Source organism: Rhizobium sp. G187, from assembly GCF_051549525.1.
Classification (GTDB): Bacteria; Pseudomonadota; Alphaproteobacteria; order Rhizobiales; family Rhizobiaceae; genus Allorhizobium.
On the sequence record NZ_JBPUGM010000005.1, the window covers coordinates 165,638 to 186,393 of the forward strand.

Here is a 20,756-nt window from a genome sequence, read left to right on the forward strand (position 1 = left end):
CGGTCAGCAACCGGCATCTCCCCGTCGCCCTCGAAATCAGGCGGCAGCCGCCTTCTCTTCCCGTTTCGCTTGAATATAGAGCGTCAGATCCGCGATCGTGATCAGCGGCAGCTTGTGCTTTTCACAAAAGACCTCCAGTTGCGGCAGACGGGCCATGGTGCCGTCGTCATTGGCCACTTCGCAGATGACACCCGATGCCTTCAGACCCGCAAGCCGCGCGAGATCGACGGCAGCTTCGGTATGGCCCGAACGGCCACGGACACCCTCCGGATGGGCGCGCAGAGGAAAGATATGACCAGGCCGGGCAAAATCCTCTCCGACCGTCTTTTCATCCAGCAGCGCACGCACGGTCGCGGCCCTGTCTGCAGCAGATATTCCAGTCGTCGTGCCATGGATATAGTCGACTGAGACGGTAAACGCGGTCTTCAAAAATTCGGTGTTGCGCGGCACCATCAAGGGAATATCGAGCGCATCCAGCCGATCCCCCTCCATCGCAACGCAGATCAGTCCGCGCGCATGGTTCATCATGAAGGCGATGGCCTCGGGGGTGATTGCCTCGGATGCGATGATCACATCGCCCTCGTTTTCCCTGTCCTCGTCGTCCACGACAACGATCATTCCACCGCGCGCAAGCGCAGAGATCGCCTCTTCAATTTTCGAAACAGTCATTTCATGCCTTTCAAGGGTGCTCCGCTTTCGCGGCAAACCACGACCCTGCGGTCGCCATTCATCCCTTGGGCGAACAAAGCCCACGCCATCTCCTTGCGGAGGGCGTCGCAGACTATGTCCTCTTCCATCCGGACTTTAACCGTCGGCTCCGGCATCGCACCGGATCTGCTGCCTTTCACCGAAATGAAAGCGCTCGCGGGCTCCCGGCAAAGCCGGATACCGCCGGTGGGGAATTACACCCCGCCCTGAGAACAGGAGAATGATACTATCTGTTTTGGTGGAGATGCAAGCCAGATAGCGACTTGCGCAGCATGAGCGGCCGACAGGTGCAGCCAGGCCCTGGACAATCAAAGGCCTGACTTCAGGCCGCTGCGCTGGTGCCGATGGTGCTTCTCCATTCGGCTGCGGATTGCCCATACACACTCCGGAACACGCGGGAAAAATGCGACGCGTTGACGAAGCCCACGGCAACCGCGATTTCGATCAGGGGCGCCTTGGTCCGCGCGAGCAAATGGCGTGCCCGCTCGAGGCGTATCCGCCGATACACAGCCGATGGCGTGCTCTTGGCCTTCTCGACGAAAAGCCGTTCCAACTGACGCCGCGACAGACCGACAGCGGACGCCATTTTCGAAATCGGCAGCATCTCTTCGATATTCTGCTCCATCATCAGAATGACCGCCCGCAGGCGCGTGTCGTCATAATCCGTCGACAGCGGCCGGCGCGGCTGGATATCCAGATGGGTGCGCGCCTTGTCGATCTGCAGGACTTCAAGCGCATTGCGCTCCGCAGACGGGCCGATATGCCGACGGACAATATGCGCCGCCATGTCTGCGGCACTGCTTCCGCCAGCGCAGGAGCCGCGTGACCGGTCAAGCTGGAAGATCCTGTCTGCTCGGACAGCGAGATCAGGAAAGCGTTCGCGAAACGCATCATAATGCAGCCAGCTCACACAGGTCTCGTGCTTAGCCATCAGACCTGCCTCAGCGAGGATGAAAGTGCCCGTACAGACCCCGATCAACCGAACCTTCTTGGCCGCCGCGCGGCGGAGATAGGCAAGCGTTTCCTCATCAACGGGGTTTTCGCAATTGAGCAGCCCGCCCACGACGACGATGTAGTCAAACTGGGTCGGATCGACGAGGCCCGACGTCGGCGCGACCTGGATACCGCAGCTTGAACCAATGAGATTGCCCTTGCTGCTCAGCACATGCCAATCAGCAAAGCGCCGTCCCGACTTATCCGTGTCATCGCTTGCAAGCCTGAGCGTATCAACGAACAGGGAAAAGGCGGAGAGCGTGAACGACCGGGCAAGCACGAATCCGATGTTCAACCGCCCGCTGACCGTGGCCATCATCGTGGATTTCATGCGTTTGTTCTCCTGACCACTCGTCTATTACGAAGCCATATCGATCATAGAACAGCACGGTTACGGACAGGAAGCCTTCTTCCTTCATTTTATCTGGAAGCCATGGTGCGGATTCGAGACCCACAGTGCCTCACCATACCACTCGCTCCTGAAGAGGCTGGCTTGGCGGATTGTCGCAAACAGGCGCCAGCCACACAGCAGTCCCAACAACGGACCCATGCCGAAGCATTGAACCGCCGAACAGCAAAACCCGGATGCCCATGCAAGGCGCGGGACCTTTAAGATCCAAGGAGTTATGATTGGGTGAAAACGCCTTAGGTCATCCGAGGATATCCAACTCAGATATTTTCCCGCGTATAGATCTCGAAGGGCGTGATCTTCGTCAGGCTACCGACATCCTGAGGGTTCGATGCAGCCTCTATCATCCCACCGATCGCGCAATCCGCCATCTGACGAAGGGGATGAGCAATCGCGACCGTCATAGTGCCATCCAGCAGGGCTGCGCGCGTGACGTCCATGAGTTCGTAGCCGACAACGACCAGAGTGCCGCTTCTGCCCTGCGCGCGCAGTGCCGATAATGCGCCGCTGATACCGCCGCCCGCGACATAGAGGCCGGCAAGGTCGGAGTGCTCGCGCAGCAGCTTTTCCGTCATTTCTTGCGATACGGCGGAGGATTCAAACGTGGACAATGGCTCTAGCAAGGTGAATTCGGTGGCATACTCCCTGAAATAGCTCCGGAAGCCGGTTTCGTTCATCTCCTGATTTCGGTAGCGCGGATTTCCGAGCAGAATGCCAATCTTGCCTGGCGCCTTGCAAACATTCGCGATCGCCCAGGCCGCCTGCCTTCCAACTTTCCAGTTGTCGAGGCCGACATAAGGAAATTGACCGGTCGCCGAAAGCTGGGTGATAAAGGCAAAAACGGGCACGCCGTCATCCGTGATCCGATCCAGCGCCTCGGTCACGACCGGATGAACTGCCGCTGTGACGCAAATGGCCTGGCAGTCCCGAGACAGTTCCAGGGCACGGCTGGCCGTATTTTGCGGCGAAAGATCCTCCAGAAATTCGATACGGAGTTCGACATCGGCATCGGTCACAGCTCTCGCGGCATCGCGCAGCGCGGCCGCGGTCATCTGGTAAAAGGGACGATGCGGCTGCAGCAGCAGTACGCCGAACCGGTATTTTGGCCTGCTTGCCAGATTGCGATTCTGGATCGCACCCAAGCCGTAAAAGCCGATCTCACCGGCAGCGCGCTCCACCTTCTCCCGCATGGCCGGCCGAACGCCATCCTGCCCGGCAAGCACCCGGTTTACCGTCGCGACGGACACCCCCGCCTTCTCGGCCAGATCGCGGATCGTTGGTCGCATCATCATCGGTCACCTGAGACAAAAAATATCATTAGAGAGTGATTGCTGATATAAAAGAGACAACATTTGAGGAGCATTGAGTCAAGGCTTGATTTGATGTCGCTCAATTCGGCATGTTGTCTGTCAAGGAAGAGGGACTGCCGCAAAGCCACGGATTGGCCGGCAGTTCGGGAGGATCAGGCGAGCAAAGCGCGGTGCCACGCCGGTTACGGCGAGGCGTCATCGCGTCTCTATTTGATCCCCGCTGTCATCCCTCTCTTCAACGAATGAACGTGCGGGACGGTCCTTCCGTCCAAGGAGAGATCAAGTGGACGATCTGCAATACGGCAAACGAAACAAGCGCGGCGACTGGGCGCCAAATGCACCGATCGAGACTGCGCCCTTCTGGGCCTGGCCGCCGAAATTCCTGTCAGTGCTCAAGTGGATCCCGGAATACCTGTTTCCGTGGAACGCCTTCCACATGGCAACCACGCTCGCCTATTGGTACTTAGTCATCCCTGATCGCGAGGTCTTGGCAACCTTGAGCTGGGGATGGGCCTTGTGGCTTTATGCCGTCAATGCATCCGCCATCTTTGTGTTCTACGGCGCGATTGAGCTCATTTACTACGTGAAGCGCAAGCAGGGCACTCGGTTCAAGTACAATGCCAAGTTTCCTAGTGAACAGCCGTCGGATGTCTTCTGGTTCAAGAGCCAGAACATCGACAATTTTCTCAGATCCTTCTTCATATCGATCCCACTCTGGACGGTCGTCGAAGTGCTCTTTCTCTGGGTCTTTGCCAATGGCTGGGTTCCGTGGCTGAACTGGGCCGATCATCCCGTCTATCTTTGCGTTCTGGTGCTGCTCTGCCCTGCCATCCATGAGGTCCATTTCTTCTGCATTCACTGGCTGATGCATCAGGAGCCGATCTACAAGTGGGTCCATTCGGTCCATCACAATTCGGTCAACCCGTCTCCGTGGTCCTCTCTGTCGATGCATCCGATCGAAGGATTTTTGTATCACGCCGTCGCGTTCTGGCACCTGATCATCCCGTCGAACCCGATTGTCGCTCTCTTTCAGCTACACTCGGCAGGCTTCGGCGCCGTGAACGGACATATCGGCTTCGACAAGCTGGAGATTACCGAGAATACGCCGCTCAATAGTCATGCCTATGCGCACTACCTGCACCATAAGTATTTCGAGGTGAACTATGGCGGAGATGGCCTGATCCCACTCGATAAGCTGTTCGGCACCTGGCACGACGGCACCAGAGAGGGCGATGCCAGGATGGAGGCGCGCTTCGAGAAGAAGAAGGCACGCATGAACGCCAAGAACTCGCAAACAAGCTGACAGACATTTGGTGCGCCTCGTCGAGGAGGACACGGCGCACCAGCAGACCGGCCCGGAGGGCAATCACCAATCGTTTTTTTAAAGTCCGCCGAGGGGGCGGACGAGGAGGAGGACACCCAATGACCATGCTGAAATCCATCGCCAAGCTCGCAACCGCGGCTGCCATGCTCGCCATCGGCGTTACGGCGGCTTCCGCCGCCAACATCGCAGTTGTCGGCGGCAAGAACGACGACGCCTTCTGGAACAAGATCAAGAAGGGCGTCGACGATGCCCAGTTGGTGGTAGCGGCCAATGGCGGCTCCGTGAACTATTTGCGACTACAGACCTACGACAACTTCGCGCCTGACGTGGTCCAGCTCATCCAGACCGCAATCTCGATGAAGGTCGATGGCCTGGTCATCCCGAACTGGGTTCCAGAATCCGAAGACCCCGTCATCAAGCAGGCCGTTGAAGCTGGGATCAAGGTCATCCTGATGAATGCCGGTAGCGCCGAAAAGGCGAAAGAACTCGGTGCCATCAACTATGTCGGTTCCGACGAATACATTGCCGGCGTTGCCGGCGGCGAATATTTCGGACAGCACGGTCAGAAGAATGTCGTCTGTGTGAACACCCTGCCGGGAACCGCAAACATCGAGTCCCGCTGCAAGGGCATTGCCGATGGCATCGCAAAGTCGGGCGGCAAATCCACCTCACTCCCGCTTCCTTCCTCAAGCTTCGGCGATCCGAACGCAGTGGCAGAAGCCATCAAGGCGACGCTGCTTCAAGACCCGACGATCGACGGTCTGGCAACTATCAGCGCTGGTGACGCCGATAGTGCAGCAATCGGCATTCAGCAAGCCGACCGGATTGGCAAGGTTCACCTGGGATCTTTCGATTTCAGCGAATCCACGCTCGCGCGTATTAAAAACAAGGAACAAGCTTTCGCCATCGACCAGCAACCGTATCTGCAATCCTTGCTCTCGGTCACCTTGCTCGCGGCCCACATCGATTTCGGCACCGACCTTCCGACCCGCCCGGTCCTGACAGGACCAGGCATTGTCGATGCGTCGAACATCGACGCCACACTCGCAGGCGTACAGAAGGGCGCTCGTTAATTGAGCCCCGGTGCCAGCCGTTTCGCTTGGAGCGGCTGGCACATTACGCGCATGGCAGGGCCCCTTGGGCTTGCCAAAGCACCTGCCGTTGAAAGGGAAAACCGTGCGACACATTCATTTTTCCGGCCTTTTGCGCCGACCCGAAGCTGGTGCATTTCTAGGCCTCGTCTTCGTTCTCGTCTTCTTCACGATCTTCGGATCGTCCCAATTTCTCGCACCGGCCGGCGCATCAAGCTGGCTTAACGTTGCGGCCAATCTGGGTGTTATTGCCATCCCGATCGGCCTGCTGATGATCGCGGGCGAACTGGACGTGTCCATCGGCTCCATGATCCCGGCAGGCTCGATGACGGTCGCGATCATCTCAGGCCATTTCGACCTGCCGATCTGGGTCGGAATCGGCGGCGCGCTGGGTCTCGGCGTCGTGGTGGGCCTGATCAACGGTCTGCTGGTCGTCAGAACCGCCGTACCTTCGCTGATTGTGACACTGGGTACGCTGTTTGCAGTTGCAGGTCTTACTCTTGGCCTTTCGGTGATGTTCACCGGCTCAACCAGCGTGGCGCTTGCAACTGATGGCGTGGCCAAGCTGATCTTCGGCTCGTTCATCAACAACACGTTCCAGGTGATGATCCTGTGGTGGCTGGCACTGACCGCCGCCTACATCTTTGTCGTCCACTTCTCCCCTTGGGGCAATTGGATCTTCGCGATGGGCGGCGACCGGATCAGCGCCCGCAATGCCGGCATCCCAACTGACAAGCTCACCATTGCGCTTTTCATCGTCTCATCCGTGAGTGCCGCCTTTGTCGGCATGTGCCAGGCCATGCTGTTCAACTCAGCCCAGGTTTCGGCCGGCAGCGCCTTCATCTTCAACTCGATCATTTCCGTGGTCGTTGGTGGTGTACTCCTGACAGGTGGCTTTGGCTCGATCATCGGCATTTTCCTCGGCACGATCACCTTCGCCGTCGTCAACCAGGGCATCTACTTCACAACCTTCGACCGGAACCTTTCGAGCCTGATCATCGGCATCATGCTGCTCGCGGCCGTTTTGATGAACAATACCTTCCGCCAGATGGCGCTCTCCTACAGTAGCAAGAAGAAGTGAGGTCCCGTGCCATGACCGCAGCCATCATGAAGCTGACCAACATCTGCAAGTCCTTCGGTCCGATTGACGTGCTCAACGATATCTCGCTGGAAATCCGCGCCGGAGAAGTTCTCTGTCTTCTCGGAGACAATGGCGCCGGAAAGTCGACGCTGATCAAGACCCTATCGGGCGTCTACACGCCGAACTCCGGCACCATGGAAATGGACGGTCTGCCTGTCGCGTTTCGCAATCCGCGTGAAGCCAGCGAGCGTGGGATCGCGACCGTACACCAGTTCGGCGGCACGTTCCCACTGATGTCGATCGGGCGTTCGTTCTTTGTGGGCGTTGAGCCGACCAAAGGATGGGGCCCATTCAAGATCTTCGATCGCAAGAAGGCGAACGAAATCGCCGTAAAGGCGGTCCGCGATTTCGGCATCACGCGGATCGATGACGGAGACCGGCTTGTCGGCGGGCTTTCAGGCGGGGAGCGGCAGTCGCTTGCGATTGCGCGTGCCGTCCACTTCGGCGCCCGCGTGCTGATCCTCGACGAACCGACCGCAGCGCTCGGCGTAAAGCAGGCGACACATGTGCTTCGGATCGTCCACGAGGCCAAACGCCGGGGTCTTGCAGTCGTTTTCATTACCCATCAGGTCACCCATGCCATGGCCGTCGGGGACCATTTTGCGGTGCTCATCCGGGGCGCGATCGCGGCCGATTTCAAACGCGGCGAAAAGACCCGTGAGGAGATCACCGATCTGATGGCCGGGGGAGAAACCATGGCCGATCTGGAAGCGGCCATCGACGGCAGCCGGAATGAAGCCGAGAGCGCGACGCCACAGGCCGCAGCGTAAATCAACCGCATATCGGGTGCCCGACCGTGTGGCGCTGCAACCTCAGCCAAGAACGCCTCAGTCAACCCGACCATACGAACAGAGACAAGGGAACGAAAATGGGGACCTGGACCCGCGTTTGCGCAACAGACGAGATCGAGCAGGAGGATCTGATCCGGTTCGATCATCAAGGACGCACCTTCATTGTCGTCCGCAGCCCGGAGGACGCATTCTACTGCACCGATGGAATCTGCACGCATGAACACGTGCATCTGGGTGACGGACTGGTCATGGACCACACCGTCGAATGCCCCAAGCACAATGCCACCTTCGACTATCGCACCGGCGAGGCCAAACGTGCGCCGGCCTGCATCAACCTGAAAACCTGGCCGGTGAAGGTCCAGGACAACGACGTATTCATCGAGATTTGACCTCATGACCCAGTTTTCACTCGCAGCCTGCGCCGAAATGATCTGGCGCGACAGACCCATCGAATGGCGTGCCAGCCGCCTCAAGGAGCAGGGCTTCGGCGTTGGCCTGTGGAACTGGCCGGATCATGATCTTGCAAAGCTCGAAAAGACCGGCGCGACCTTTACCATCATGAATGGCTACCTCACAGGTCGCCTGACGGACGACGAAGGAGCAAACGAACTCCTGCGGACTGCCCGTGAGACGGCGCAAATCGGCAAGCGGCTCGGCGTACAGCGTCTCAACCTGCATGGCACAGGCCTTGGCGACGGCGGCCTGCCGGTTCAGCCCATCGAGGTTGTCACGGGCGCCATGTGGCTTAAGGCACGCGATACGCTACACCGGATCGTGGAGATGGCGGAGGAAGAGGGTGTCGTCTTCACGCTGGAGAACCTCAATCTGCCTGTTGATCATCCGGGCGTGCCCTTTGGTCGGGCCGAAGACACTTTGGCGCTTGTCTCGGGCATCAATCACCCAAGGCTGCGGCTCAACCTCGACCTTTATCACGCACAGATCGGCGAAGGAAATCTGATCGAACTTTGCCGGAAGTGCCTGCCCTTCATCGGCGAGATCCAGGTTGCAGACGTACCCGGACGCTGTGAGCCCGGCACAGGCGAATTGAACTGGCACGGCATCGCCAAGGCACTGAAAGCGATGGGCTATCAAGGGCCGGTTGGCATGGAGGCATTTGCGTCAGGCGATGCGGACGAGGCACTCGAAGCCTTCCGCAACGCCTTCACTGTTTGACCCAGCACTGAGGAGCCGACCATGGTTCACCGGAACAGCCGTCCGACCGTATCCGATATTCGTGGCATGAAGGCGCGTGGCGAAAAGATTTCCATGCTTTACGTCACGACCCTGGAACAGGCGGCAGCGGCCGACGCTGCGGGCATCCACATGCTTTCCATCGAAGGGCGCTTCTTCAGCCCCGAGATGCGCGAGGCCGCTGGCCGATGCTTCGTGCAGGTTGGCCTCCCCTATGGCGGCTGGGGAACTTTCGAGGGGCGACACCTCGCCACCGCCGAGGACTATCTGCGTGCTGCATACCACTTTACCGCCATGGGCGGCGACTGCTTCTACTGTGCTGCAGCCTATGACATCCAGAAGGTGCTTTGCGACAACCACGTGCCGATCGTCGCCCATGTCGGTCTCATTCCCTCCTACATCACCTGGACCGGCTTTCGCGCGGTCGGCAAGACGGCGACCGAGGCACTGAATGTCTGGAAGCATGTGAAGCATCTCGAATCTCTCGGCTGCTTCGGCGCGGAACTCGAAGTGGTGCCTGACCGGATCGGCGCACTGATTTCGCAGAACACCTCGATGATCATGCTCGGCATGGGTGCCGGCCCCGGTGCAGATGCGCAATATCTGTTCGCAGAAGATGTGCTCGGCCATACCGATGGCCACAAGCCACGCCATGCGAAGACCTATCGGAACTTTTCTGCCGAGTTCGAACGCCTCCAGCAGGAGCGGATTGCCGCGTTCAAGGAGTTTGTGGCCGACGTCAATTCCGGCGCCTATCCGGAAGCGCAGCACAACGTCTCCATCTCCGACGCCGAATTCGAAGCTTTCAAGGCTGGCTTCAACCAATAACTCTCAAACCAAGGATATCAAAATGCTGAATGTAGGCCTCCTCGGTGCCGGCCGGATTGCCGGCGTCCACGCCACAGCCATCTCCACCAATCCCGGCAGCCGCCTGGTTGCCATTTCCGATATCAATCAGGCTGCCGCTGAAAAACTCGCTGCGCAATATGGCGCCGAAGCACGCTCCACGGATGCCGTGCTTAGCGATCCCGCCATTGACGCCGTCCTGATCGCCACATCGACCGACACGCATTCGGATCTGATCGAACGGGCAACCGCCGCCGGCAAAGCCGTTCTCTGCGAAAAGCCGGTGGATCTCAGCCTCGCACGGGCTCGCGCCTGTGAGAAGGCGGCGGCCCAGACCGGCCGCCCCGTCATGATCGGCTTCAATCGCAGGTTCGATCCGAATTTCGCCGCCGTGAAGGCTGCAGCCGACAGGGGTGAGATCGGCAAGACCGAACTTCTGTCGATCACGTCCTTCGATCCGGCCCCGCCACCGGTTGCCTATATCAAGGTGTCCGGCGGCCTCTTCCGCGACATGATGATCCACGACTTCGACATGGCCAATTTCATCATGGGCGCCACTCCCCATTCCGTATCGGCCGTCGGCAGTTCGATCGTCGATCCTGAAATCGGTGCAGCCGGCGATGTGGACACGGCTGTCGTTACTCTCTCTTATCCGGATGGTCGGATTGCCGTGATCAAGAACAGCCGGCGTGCCGTCTATGGCTACGACCAGCGGCTTGAACTTCTGGGTTCGGAGGGGCTGCTTCAGGCACAGAACATGCTTGAGAACACTGTCGTGAAGTCGACGACTTCAGGTGTAACAGGTGCGAAACCGACCTACTTCTTTCTTGAGCGCTACATGCCCGCCTATGCGGCCGAATGGGCGGCCTTCGTCGCCGCCGTCACTGATGGCGCAGCCTTGCCTGTCACACTCCAGGATGGCGTGGCAGCGCTCGCCATGGCCGAAGCGGCTGCGCAGTTGCTGGCGAATGGCCATCCGGTTACACTCGAAAGCGTCCTCGCCTGACACAACGCACTGGCGGGCGGCAAACCCGCTCGCCCCTCCTCCGAGGTCACGATCATGAAGCATGTCATCATTGGCGCAGGCGAAGCGGGCCTGCGCGCGGCCATCGCCTTGCGCGGTGCCGGAGAGCAGCACATCCTCCTGCTGAACGGAGAAACGCTCGCCCCTTACGAGCGACCTGCCCTCTCGAAACCGACCAATGATCACGGATATCATCGACCGATCGACGTCGATGTCTCCGGTATCGATGCGCGGATCGGCACCCTTGTCGTCGACATCAATCCTGCGGCGCGCTCGATCCGATGCGACGACGGGGCCGACATCTTCTATGACAGGCTGCTTCTGGCAACCGGCGCCCGCGCCCGCAAGCAGGCGATGCCGGACATGACACAGGCATTGACGCTCCGCACCGCTTCGGATGCCAAGGCCATTTACGCCAAGGCCGAGCTTGGCGGAAACGCGGTGATCATCGGAGCCGGCCTCATCGGCCTTGAGATGGCCGCCGAACTCATCTCTCGGGGCCTGACAGTTACCGTCGTTGAGGCTGGCCCACGCGCCTTGGGACGTGCTGTTCCCGCCTTGCTCGCCGGGATGATTGTCGAACGGCATGGGGAGGCTGGGGTGCGGTTTCTATTCAACCAATCGGTTCAGGCAATTGGACCCAAGACCGTGACGCTCGGCGATGGCACCGTCCTGCCGTCCGACCTCACCATCGTGGCAATTGGCGTCGAGCCGAATGTCGAACTGGCATCGGGCGCCGGTATTTCCTGCCAGAACGGCATTCTCACCGACCAGCAGCTGAAGACATCGGAGGACGGTATCTATGCGGCCGGCGACTGTGCCGCCATCAACCATCCACGCTATGGCACCATGCGGTTCGAGACGTGGCGCAATGCCGTTGATCAAGGCAGCTTTGCCGCGGCGGCCATGTTGGGAAGCACCGAAGCCTTCACAGCACTGCCCTGGTTCTGGTCCGACCAATATAACCTCGGGCTCCAGGGTGTCGGCCTCCACAAGCCGGAGCGCACAACGATCCGGCGCGACCTTACTGATGGCGGGGTCTTGCTGTTCGAACTGGATCAAGACGGTATACTTCAGGCAGCGCACGGCCTTGCCAAAGGCAACCTCGTTGCCAAAGACATCCGCCTGGCTGAAAAACTGATCGAGAGAAACGCCGTCATCGCGCCGGAAAATCTCGCAGATCAAGGCTATGCGCTGAAATCCGCACTGAAATCGAGCGCACAGGTATGAGGCAGCACGGATCCACCGCTTAAAGCAAATGAAAGGGTTCGGCCGCAACTATAGCGCCTCCGACAAACCGAGCTTGCTCTCCCGGCGGCACCCTGGATCCGAACCGTGCTCAACCCGCTTTCCATCGTCTTCAAGAAGCGCCTCGACCTGGCGCTCAACACCTCGTCAGAGTTTCGTGCGCGGATCGTCGAGTTCCCCGGCCTCTGGATGAAGGCCGCGGGGCTTGCGGCGCTAAGGCAGGATCTGAAATCCGTGGCGTCCCGTGCCGTTCCAGGCGGCGATCTGGACTATGGCGTTTTCTCCGAGCATGAAGACGCGCTGAACCGCACCATCATAACCCTCGTCTACCGCGTCTCCGATGGCATGCCGGTCGCCTTCAACGCGCTTCCGGTCATTTCCCTTTCCCTCTATGGAAAGCCGACCGACGTGCTGCATCTCGGTCTCGTGATGATCGATCCCGCCGTGCGCAGCCAGGGCCTGTCCTGGGTGCTATACGGCCTCACCTGCTTTCTGCTCTTCCTGCGCAATCAGCTGCGGCCCTTGTGGATTTCCAATGTCACGCAGGTCCCGGCCGTCGCAGGCATGGTGGCAGAGACATTTTCCGATGTCTTTCCCTCGCCGACCCAAGGGGCGCGGCGGGCGCTTCGCAAGCAATTGATCGCAACCGAGATCATGGGCTCGCACCGGCATGTCTTCGGCGTCGGTCCGGATGCCGGCTTCGACCCGGACCGCTTCGTCATCACGAATGCCTATACGGGCGGTTCCGACAATCTAAAGAAGACGTTCGACGCCGCGCCGAAACACCGCAAGCCAGAATATAACGACTTCTGCGCAGCGGAACTCGACTATGAGCGCGGCGACGATCTTCTGCAGATCGGCCAGATCGATCTCGAGGCCGCCCAGCGCTATCTGCTCGAAAGCGTGCCGCGCAATGCACTCGGCCGCCTTTCCGTCGCCGCCCTGATCGTCACCGTGCAACGCCTTGTTCTGCCTGTCATCCACTGGATGGACAGCGATCGCCAATGGGGCATCTTGAGGCCTTCCAAACGATGAGTGATTTCTCTTACCGTACCTTCACCAACCGCAATATCGGCTTCATCAGCGAGGCCGAGCAAGAGCGGCTTCACGATGCCACCATTTTCGTCTGCGGCACCGGCGGCATGGGCGGTGCGGCCATACAGGCGCTGGTGCGCGCTGGCATTGGCCAATTGATCCTGGCGGATATCGACCAGTTTGAGGTGTCGAACCTCAATCGTCAGGTTTTCTGTTTCGCTCACACGATCGACCAGCCGAAAGCGGAGGCGACGCGTGACGTCTGCCTGACGATCAATCCCGAACTCAAGGTGACAATCTTTGGACCCGAATGGACGGCGCATGTGGATGCCCTCGTCTCCGAGGCTGACGTGGTAATCAACGGCACGGATGATCTGGGCGCCAGCCTGCTTCTCTATCGTACCGCCCGCAGCCACGGCAAAACGGTGATCGACGCCTATGCCTCGCCCCTACCCTCGGTCTATGTCACCCGCCCGACCGACCCCATGCCCGAAGAGCGGCTCGGATATCCGACGATCGGCACTGCCTGGAATGCCCTCAGCCCGGACCAGCGCGCCCAGGCTTTCCTCTCAGAGGCCGAGCACGTGATGGTCCATTCGTCTTCGCGCCATCATGTCGATCTCGCCCTTGCGGGCGAAGTGGTCGCCGGCAAACGCAGCCGCATGTCCTTTGCCCCCATGGTCATCTCGACCGGCATGCTGATGGCCTATGAAGCAATTAACGCGGTGCTCGGAAAGCCCCACGGGGCGGATTTCCGTGGCTGGTTCTTCAATCCGCATGCCGGCCGGGTCGAGCGTCCCCGCAATGCATTGATTGCGGCCATGCTGCGCCCTCTGGTCCGGCGCTTCCTGACGCGGCTTGCGGCATCATGAACCTCCCGCCGACAATCGCCGATACCTTCATTTCGCTTGCGGCCTTTCTCGGCCTGATCGTGCTGATCCGCGCGATACGCTCCTTCGACGCCGGCAGCCCACAGACACGCCGCTTCCTGTTCGGCCTTCGGGTTCTTGCCGTCTTGATGGTCAGCCGCGTCCTGGCCTGGTGGACGGGCTTTTTCGTCTTTGAAGCGGCAACGATCATTGCCGCCGGCCTGGTTCCATTGGCAGCCGTTCTCGTTGCCGAAGCCCTGATGCGCCGCCATGCACCACCCCTGACCAAGTGGATCGCCGGTGGCGGGGCAGCGAGTTTCGCCGTGCTTGCCTTCCTCCCCGACGCGCTCTTCGGTCCATGGCTGTTGATCGGGCTCTTCCTCTACCAGTTGCTGACTCTCGCCCTTGCAGGCCACATGGCCGTTACGCGGGATCGCAAGAGCCTGTCGCGAGCCGAAAACCAGGCTGTCGACCGGATAGCCCTGTCTTTGCTCCTTATTCTGCCGCTCTTGATTACCGACTTTCGCTCCACCCATGTGGACTTTCCCGTGCGGCTTGGCGGCGTGGCGATCCTCTTTCTCTGCTGGCTGCTGATCAGCCTTGGCCAACGCACGGTCAGCCACCGCGACACCGTGGTCTCGTTTGTCATTCTGACGTCAGTTTCGCTCATTGCGGCACTCGCCATTGTGCTGGAGACGGCATTCGACACGGCCGCGCTGATGCGCACGGCAAGCATTGTCACTTCTGCCGCCCTGGTCGCTGTAATCTGGAAGGACAGTCTCAGCCTGCGCATGGAACAGCGGCGCCAGAGCCTCATTCGCCACCTTGCCGAAGACCGCATCGACGACACCATGGGCTTTCTCAAGGAATTGCAGATCCATCCCATGGTGGAGGGCGCCCTGCTGCTGGAAGAGACGGATCTCGCCGACCTCGATCTGGCCAGCCTCAAGACGCTTCTCTCCGGCCGGCCGCTGCTGCGCGCCTCGGAAACTTCGGCACTATCCGAAGCGGAAATCGAGCAGTTGGCCTGGCTCTTCGAAAAATACGAGGCGACACATGTCATGCTCGTCTCCAAGAAACCGTTCAGGCTGGTTGCACTCAACATGCCCTCAGTCTCCGCCACGCCCGGCGCAGAAACGGAATTGAAAGTCGTCCAGCGCATGGCCTTGTTAATCTCGGAGCGGACCCATGATCGACATCCGTGAGGGTGACATCAACGCCTTTTTCGCTGCGCCCTTTGCCGCATATGGCAAAGCTTCGCCCTATATCTCTCCGATGTTGAGCGATCTTCGGCGCTTCCTCTCGGCCAAGACCAACCCGCTCTTCGAGACTGCCGACGATTTCGCCATCTTCACCGCGCATGAAAACGGGGCGGTCCGCGGTCGTATTACCGCCCATGTCCATCGCGCCTCGAACCAGCGGTTCGGCCTCAGCCGCTGCTATTTCGGTTACTTTGATTGTGTCGATGATGAACGAGTAGCCGCAAGCCTGCTTGAGCGCGTGGAAGACTGGGGCCGAAGCCGCGGTTTTTCCGAGATCATCGGCAATTTCAATCTGACGGCCATGCAGCAGATCGGCATCACGACCGGCGGTTTCGAGCATGCTCCCTACACGGACCAGATCTGGGGACCACCCCATTTGCCGAAGCTTCTGGAAAGCCGCGGCTACAGCCCATCCTTTCCTATGACCACTTTCGAGATCGATCTGCGCACAGCCCCTCTCGACGGCATTCTGAAGAGTTCCGCGATGCAGGCGCTGCTCGCTGACGGCTTTGCCTTTTCGCCGATCCAGCGCTCCACACTCGATCGTCGCCTGGAAGACTCGCGGCTGATCCTCAACGAGAGCTTCATCGACAACCCGATGTTCGTGCCGGTCAGCCGGGCAGAATATGAGTTTCAGGCCAAGGAGATGAAATGGATCATGGATCCCCGCATCTCCGCCGTCGCCGAAAAGGACGGGGCTCCGGCAGGCGCGGTTATTGCCATCCCTGATGTGAACCCGATGCTGAAGGCCATGGGATCGCGCATCGGACTTTCCGCGCCGTGGCATCTGATCAAACATCGGCTGAAACGACGCCGGGCGGTCGTCATCTTTCAGGGTGTCAAACCTGCTTTTCAGGGTCGAGGGCTTAATCCCCTGATGCTCGCCCATGTGCTTGGCCAGATGAAATCCGCTGGATATCAGACTGTCGGCGGCACCTGGATTGCCGACTCCAATGCCGCAAGCCTTCGTCAGGCTGAGAAGGCCGGTGCTCGACCACTTCATAGACTTCATCTCTTTGGCAAGACCCTATGACCCAGCTCGATCTCTCCACGTTCCAGACACTTGCCGCCGAGGCCAATCGCGCGCCGTCCGTCCACAATACCCAGCCGGCTCGCTTTGCCATGGACGAGACTGGTCGGCTTCTCGTACTGGCAGACCTCTCTCGCCATCTCGCCGTTGGAGATCCAACCGGACGCGACATGGGTCTGTCCTGCGGTACGGCGCTTGAAGGCATGGTAATGGCACTGGCTAATCGTGGTCTCGGCGCGAGCGTCGAGGACTGCTGGGCTCAGGATCTCGAAGTCCGTGCCGGCTACCGACTGGCGGCACGCCTCACGCTTGGCGGTGAGGCGAAGGCCTCAGACCTCTCCGCCTATGCGGAAAAGCGCTTCACCTGGCGCGGGGCATTTTCCCCCACTACCGCCGAGATCCGGATGGCGCTCGATGGGTGGGTAGCGCAGCAGGATGACGTGATCTCCGCTTCCGGCCCGGAGGCGCTGTCCTTTGTCGCAACCCTCAATGACGAGACGAGCCTTGGCATCATGAGGGACCGCGCCTTCCGCGACGAACTCGTCAGCTGGATGCGGCTTTCGCCGGGACACCCGAACTACGCGACGGATGGGCCCAACCTTGAGGCCCTGCATATGGACCGGCTGGAAGGCGCACTCGCCGGCAAGGTGCTGGCGTCTCCGCTGTTCGACATTGCGGATCGTTTGAGGCTTGGCAAAGCGATGGTCTCCGAAGCGGCAAAGACCCTCAGTGCGACGGCATGTCTTTTGTTTCACCGCCCATTTGACGAAAGCCCGGTCACGACGGGCCGGGCCTTCTACCGGTTCTGGCTGGGCTTTTCCCGGCTTCGTCTTGCGGGCTGGCCGATGGCATCACTGGCTGACATGCCTGAGGCCGCAGAGGCGATGGGCCAACGGTTTGCCGTGCCATCCGGTCATCGCCTGATCAATGTGCTGCGCGTCGGTCCCACACCTGCCGGCATGGCGAAATATCGCCTGCCAGCGCCAGAGCTCGTGCTCATGGACTGAAGGGGCCGGCCTTCGCCGACCCCTCATCAAGCGTCAAGCCGCCTCTTCGGATTTCGCTCGCTCTGACAGCATCTTCTGCGCACTGACAAAGTCCACCTTGCCGGAGCCGAGTACAGGCACCGTGCCGACCTGGACCTCGGCTGGCACCATCATGTCCATAGCCCCCTTTTCCTTCGCAAAGCGCAGGAATGCGGCGCGCGTCGCGTCGGGCTGATCCGTCAGCAGAACCAGACGTTCTCCTTTGCGGGCATCGGGAAGCGAGACGACAACGGAGAGTTTTCCGGACCAAAGTTCGCCAGCCAGGGCCTCGACGGCCGCCAGCGAGACCATTTCCCCGCCAATCTTGGCGAAACGCTTGGCGCGGCCCCGGATGGTGATGAAACCTTCGTCATCGACCGTGACGATGTCGCCCGTGTCATGCCAGCCATCCGGGGTCGGCTCCAGCACGCCGGGGTTTTCGGCCCGAAGATAACCCGCCATGACATTGGCGCCGCGCACAAACAGGCGCCCGCCGTCATCGACACCCGGCACGGCGTCCAGTCGGTATTCCATGCCTGGCATGATCTTTCCGACGCTGCCGGCCTTGTTGAACATTGGCGTGTTAAGCGCGATGACCGGTGCGGCTTCCGTCACACCATAGCCTTCGAGAATGCGCACGCCGAACTTTTCCATGTAGAGCGCGCGGGTCGTGGCACGCACCGGTTCGGCTCCGGCGAAGCAATAGCGGATGGAGCGGAAATCATAGGGATGCGCCGTCCGGGCATAGCCGTTGAGGAAGGTATCCGTACCAAAGATGATAGTGGCATTGGAGGAATAGATCAGCTCCGGGATGATCCGGTAGTGCAGTGGCGACGGATAGAAATAGACCGGCACGCCGGAGACCAGCGGTAGGATGGTGCCAGCGGTCAGGCCGAAGGAGTGGAACACCGGCAGGATGTTGAACACCTTGTCGCCAGCGTGGAAATCGATGCGGGACGCGGCCTGCGCGGCATTCGACAGGATGTTGCGGTGGGTGAGCACGACACCCTTTGGCGTACCTTCCGAGCCTGAGGTGAACAGGATCACCGCGGCATCATCTGCCTTGCGCTTCGCCAGCGGCCGCCCCTTGCGCAGGAAGCCCAGCGCCTTGTCTGCAAAGCCAATGGTCTGGCGCAGGTCGTCGAGCCAGACGATCTCGACCGCCTTCGCCATGTCATCCAGCACTGGACCGAGCTTGGCCTGCGTAACGAAGGCACGAGACGTCAGCACGCGGCGCACGCCAGCTGCCTTGCAGGCCGACAGGATATTGCTGGAACCGGCCGTGAAGTTGAGCATGGCCGGAACTTTGCCAGCGGACATGACACCGAGAAGCGTGGCGACGGATCCATTGGCATTGGGAAGCAGAACGCCGAGCGTTTCGTCATCGGGATAGAGGTTGCGGAACTTGGCGCCGAGGACTGCGGCACCGGTCAGCAGCTTGGCATAGGTCAGGGAACCGGTCACCGGGTCCTGGATCGCCAGACGGCCCATGCCACGATCGGTCGCCGTTTCGATGATCTTTTCGAGCACGGTGGTGCTGGTATTGGTCGTGGTGAACATCAGCATGGACATCACCTGATAGAGTTCTGCGCCCGCCGCCATGCGGCGCTTGCGCCCCTTCAACTCAGCAGGAACCGTCAGGCGGACCGGCGGCAGGATCGTCACCTTTACCTTTGGGAAAAGCCGCCTGCGTACATGCTGCGCGGAGAGGCGCGAGAAATAGCTCTTTTCCAGCCCGTCGATGCGGACCGGAACGACCATCGCGCCGGTCTTGTCGGCCACCATGGCCGCACCGTCATAGACCTTCATCAGCGCGCCTGTCACCGTGATGCGACCTTCAGGGAAGATGACCAGCGGCTCGCCATTGTTGACCGTCTTGATTAGCGTGCGCGTCGCCATCGGCTTAGAGGGATCGAGCGGCAGGAAGTTGCACATCTTGAGGAAAGGTTTCACCCACCAGGCCTGAGCAATGGTGTAGTCGACGGCAAAGGTCGGCTCGTCTTCGGTGAGCGCCAGCGCCAGGGCGCCGTCGAGGAATGAGACATGGTTGAGCGCGATGATCGGCGCCTTCCCGGCCTTTTTCAGATTGTCGAGGCCATCGACCTCAAGCCGCAGGAATGCGCGGAAGAGAATAGAGATGAAATCACGGAAAGCGTTGGTCGGCAGCGTGCGCAGCATGACCCAGGATGCAACGATGTTGGTGACCGCAAGTCCGGCCAGAAGCATTGGGGTTGCAGCACCGGCGGCCTGCAGGGCGGCAACCACACCGCCCCCCACCGTCATGAAACCGGCCGACAGCACATTGGCGGCACCAATGACGCGCGAGCGATGCTCCTCTTCCGCCCAGGCTTGCAGTGCCGCAAATGTGGGAACGACGAGGAAGGCGCCGGCAATCGCCATACCGGCCAGATCAATCGCAATGCGGATTGTGTAAGGGCCCGCAAAGAAGGCCGAGAGAGATGCGGCAGGGGTTGTGACATCCACCTGGGCGACACTCCAAGCGAGATCAAGGCCGAAGAGGCCCATGATCAGGGTGCCGACAGGGGCCGGCAGAAGCACGATGCGGCCAGCCGACATCCAGGCCGCGATGGCAGAACCTGCGCCCACGGCAAGCGCGAAGACGGCGAGATAGGCGGTGATCGCGGTTTCGCTGCCGCCGAGATTGCCCTTTACCATCGGCGGGAGCAGCGAGAGCACGATGGCCCCAACGAGCCAGAACCAGGAGGCCATCAATGCCGAACGCCACAGGCGCTTGTCGCCACGCAGCGCATTGACAAGGCGGCCTGTCGAGCGGAACACATTGCGCTCGATGGCAAGATCCGGCGCCTTGGCGCCGACGCGGGGAATAAAGCGACTGGACAGCCAGCAGGCAACCGCAAGACCGAGCATCATCGGTCCGAAAAGCCAGGGATCAACGCCATCGGTGGCCGCAAGACCTGCGACAAGCGTGCCGGCCAGGATCGCTATGAAGGTTGCGCCCTCAATCCAGGCATTGGCGCGCGGCAGGTCCTTGCGCTCCAGATGGTCGGGAAGGATGCCGTATTTGACCGGACCGAACAGCGCGGAAATGACACCGAAAAGGAAGAGTGCGATCATCAGGACCGTGATCGAATGGAAGGCAAGCCCAAGCACCGCAACGGCTGCGGCCACAAGTTCCACCCGCTTCAGACGCTCTGCCATGACAGCCTTGTCGAACTTGTCGGCAAGCTCACCGCCCAGGGCCGAGAAGAGGAGGAAAGGCGCCATGAAGACCGCACCGGCAAGCGTGACCAGCGAGGCGGCCTGATCCGCGGCCACAGTGGCAAGGATCAGGAAGACCAGGGTGTTCTTCAAGAAATTATCGTTGAAAGCCGAAAGGAACTGGGTCCAGAAGAGTGGCGCAAAACGCCTGGAGGTCATGAGATTCTGTTGCACTGCACATCTCCCTTTTTGTGGGACTGATAGAGAGAAAGCCTTGCC

The 20,756-nt window shown here is 60.2% G+C and carries 18 protein-coding genes and 1 riboswitch; of the genes, 14 read left to right on the forward strand and 4 right to left on the reverse strand.

Going from position 1 to position 20,756, the window contains the following annotated elements:
* Positions 1-36: 36 nt before the first annotated feature.
* The 3 genes from ribB to ACSV9I_RS15795 form a co-directional block, all read right to left on the reverse strand.
* Positions 37-669 carry a 3,4-dihydroxy-2-butanone-4-phosphate synthase gene (ribB, locus tag ACSV9I_RS15785; protein WP_438329822.1) on the reverse strand — a complete coding sequence of 211 codons (633 nt, stop codon included), beginning with the start codon at positions 667-669 and terminating at the stop codon, positions 37-39.
* Between the two features lie 112 nt (positions 670-781).
* Positions 782-926: riboswitch (FMN riboswitch) on the reverse strand.
* Between the two features lie 104 nt (positions 927-1,030).
* Positions 1,031-2,032: a GlxA family transcriptional regulator gene (locus ACSV9I_RS15790; RefSeq protein WP_438329824.1), complete on the reverse strand. Its 1,002-nt coding sequence runs from the start codon at positions 2,030-2,032 to the stop codon at positions 1,031-1,033.
* Between the two features lie 338 nt (positions 2,033-2,370).
* On the reverse strand, positions 2,371-3,402 hold the full coding sequence (locus ACSV9I_RS15795) for a LacI family DNA-binding transcriptional regulator (protein ID WP_438329825.1): 1,032 nt from the start codon (positions 3,400-3,402) through the stop codon (positions 2,371-2,373).
* Positions 3,403-3,703: 301 nt separating this feature from the next.
* Between ACSV9I_RS15795 and ACSV9I_RS15800 the strand changes: the two genes are divergently transcribed.
* From ACSV9I_RS15800 to ACSV9I_RS15865, 14 genes are all read left to right on the forward strand, one after another.
* Complete coding sequence (locus ACSV9I_RS15800; RefSeq protein WP_438329826.1) at positions 3,704-4,723, forward strand: sterol desaturase family protein; 1,020 nt, start codon at positions 3,704-3,706, stop codon at positions 4,721-4,723.
* 164 nt (positions 4,724-4,887) lie between these two features.
* Entirely contained in the window at positions 4,888-5,817 is a 930-nt protein-coding gene (locus ACSV9I_RS15805; protein ID WP_438330015.1) for a substrate-binding domain-containing protein, read from the forward strand.
* Between the two features lie 103 nt (positions 5,818-5,920).
* The gene (locus ACSV9I_RS15810) at positions 5,921-6,916 is read left to right on the forward strand and encodes an ABC transporter permease (protein ID WP_438329827.1); all 996 of its coding nucleotides are present in this window, start codon (positions 5,921-5,923) and stop codon (positions 6,914-6,916) included.
* A gap of 11 nt (positions 6,917-6,927) precedes the next feature.
* Positions 6,928-7,746: an ATP-binding cassette domain-containing protein gene (locus ACSV9I_RS15815; protein ID WP_438329828.1), complete on the forward strand. Its 819-nt coding sequence runs from the start codon at positions 6,928-6,930 to the stop codon at positions 7,744-7,746.
* Between the two features lie 98 nt (positions 7,747-7,844).
* Positions 7,845-8,156, forward strand: a complete 312-nt coding sequence (locus tag ACSV9I_RS15820) for a MocE family 2Fe-2S type ferredoxin (RefSeq protein ID WP_438329829.1) — start codon at positions 7,845-7,847, stop codon at positions 8,154-8,156.
* Positions 8,157-8,160: 4 nt separating this feature from the next.
* A complete protein-coding gene (locus ACSV9I_RS15825; RefSeq protein WP_438329830.1) occupies positions 8,161-8,940 on the forward strand; it encodes a TIM barrel protein in 780 nt (259 codons plus the stop codon).
* Positions 8,941-8,961: 21 nt separating this feature from the next.
* Positions 8,962-9,786: a 3-methyl-2-oxobutanoate hydroxymethyltransferase gene (locus ACSV9I_RS15830; protein WP_438329831.1), complete on the forward strand. Its 825-nt coding sequence runs from the start codon at positions 8,962-8,964 to the stop codon at positions 9,784-9,786.
* 22 nt (positions 9,787-9,808) lie between these two features.
* Positions 9,809-10,810 (forward strand): inositol 2-dehydrogenase, encoded by a 1,002-nt coding sequence (iolG, locus tag ACSV9I_RS15835; protein WP_438329832.1) that lies wholly within the window; start codon positions 9,809-9,811, stop codon positions 10,808-10,810.
* A gap of 54 nt (positions 10,811-10,864) precedes the next feature.
* Complete coding sequence (locus tag ACSV9I_RS15840; protein ID WP_438329833.1) at positions 10,865-12,058, forward strand: NAD(P)/FAD-dependent oxidoreductase; 1,194 nt, start codon at positions 10,865-10,867, stop codon at positions 12,056-12,058.
* 105 nt (positions 12,059-12,163) lie between these two features.
* Positions 12,164-13,111, forward strand: a complete 948-nt coding sequence (locus ACSV9I_RS15845) for a hypothetical protein (protein ID WP_438329835.1) — start codon at positions 12,164-12,166, stop codon at positions 13,109-13,111.
* Positions 13,108-13,983, forward strand: coding sequence for a HesA/MoeB/ThiF family protein (locus tag ACSV9I_RS15850; protein WP_438329836.1), 876 nt, complete (start codon positions 13,108-13,110; stop codon positions 13,981-13,983). The genes ACSV9I_RS15845 and ACSV9I_RS15850 overlap by 4 nt, the downstream gene beginning before the upstream one ends.
* Positions 13,980-15,185 (forward strand): hypothetical protein, encoded by a 1,206-nt coding sequence (locus ACSV9I_RS15855; protein WP_438329837.1) that lies wholly within the window; start codon positions 13,980-13,982, stop codon positions 15,183-15,185. The genes ACSV9I_RS15850 and ACSV9I_RS15855 overlap by 4 nt, the downstream gene beginning before the upstream one ends.
* Complete coding sequence (locus ACSV9I_RS15860) at positions 15,169-16,275, forward strand: N-acetyltransferase family protein (RefSeq protein ID WP_438329838.1); 1,107 nt, start codon at positions 15,169-15,171, stop codon at positions 16,273-16,275. The genes ACSV9I_RS15855 and ACSV9I_RS15860 overlap by 17 nt, the downstream gene beginning before the upstream one ends.
* The gene (locus ACSV9I_RS15865) at positions 16,272-17,279 is read left to right on the forward strand and encodes a hypothetical protein (protein ID WP_438329839.1); all 1,008 of its coding nucleotides are present in this window, start codon (positions 16,272-16,274) and stop codon (positions 17,277-17,279) included. The genes ACSV9I_RS15860 and ACSV9I_RS15865 overlap by 4 nt, the downstream gene beginning before the upstream one ends.
* Before the next feature lie 33 nt (positions 17,280-17,312).
* Here the strand turns inward: ACSV9I_RS15865 and ACSV9I_RS15870 are convergent, their stop codons facing one another.
* Positions 17,313-20,711, reverse strand: coding sequence for an acyl-[ACP]--phospholipid O-acyltransferase (locus ACSV9I_RS15870; RefSeq protein WP_438329840.1), 3,399 nt, complete (start codon positions 20,709-20,711; stop codon positions 17,313-17,315).
* Positions 20,712-20,756: the final 45 nt, after the last annotated feature.

Bases quoted from the DNA above. Each gene is read 5' to 3' on its own strand.
- ribB (WP_438329822.1), bottom strand. From the start codon at position 669: ATGACTGTTTCGAAAATTGAAGAGGCGATCTCTGCGCTTGCGCGCGGT.
- ACSV9I_RS15790 (WP_438329824.1), bottom strand. From the start codon at position 2,032: ATGAAATCCACGATGATGGCCACGGTCAGCGGGCGGTTGAACATCGGA.
- ACSV9I_RS15795 (WP_438329825.1), bottom strand. From the start codon at position 3,402: ATGATGATGCGACCAACGATCCGCGATCTGGCCGAGAAGGCGGGGGTG.
- ACSV9I_RS15805 (WP_438330015.1), top strand. From the start codon at position 4,888: ATGCTCGCCATCGGCGTTACGGCGGCTTCCGCCGCCAACATCGCAGTT.
- ACSV9I_RS15815 (WP_438329828.1), top strand. From the start codon at position 6,928: ATGACCGCAGCCATCATGAAGCTGACCAACATCTGCAAGTCCTTCGGT.
- ACSV9I_RS15820 (WP_438329829.1), top strand. From the start codon at position 7,845: ATGGGGACCTGGACCCGCGTTTGCGCAACAGACGAGATCGAGCAGGAG.
- ACSV9I_RS15825 (WP_438329830.1), top strand. From the start codon at position 8,161: ATGACCCAGTTTTCACTCGCAGCCTGCGCCGAAATGATCTGGCGCGAC.
- ACSV9I_RS15830 (WP_438329831.1), top strand. From the start codon at position 8,962: ATGGTTCACCGGAACAGCCGTCCGACCGTATCCGATATTCGTGGCATG.
- iolG (WP_438329832.1), top strand. From the start codon at position 9,809: ATGCTGAATGTAGGCCTCCTCGGTGCCGGCCGGATTGCCGGCGTCCAC.
- ACSV9I_RS15840 (WP_438329833.1), top strand. From the start codon at position 10,865: ATGAAGCATGTCATCATTGGCGCAGGCGAAGCGGGCCTGCGCGCGGCC.
- ACSV9I_RS15850 (WP_438329836.1), top strand. From the start codon at position 13,108: ATGAGTGATTTCTCTTACCGTACCTTCACCAACCGCAATATCGGCTTC.
- ACSV9I_RS15855 (WP_438329837.1), top strand. From the start codon at position 13,980: ATGAACCTCCCGCCGACAATCGCCGATACCTTCATTTCGCTTGCGGCC.
- ACSV9I_RS15860 (WP_438329838.1), top strand. From the start codon at position 15,169: ATGATCGACATCCGTGAGGGTGACATCAACGCCTTTTTCGCTGCGCCC.
- ACSV9I_RS15865 (WP_438329839.1), top strand. From the start codon at position 16,272: ATGACCCAGCTCGATCTCTCCACGTTCCAGACACTTGCCGCCGAGGCC.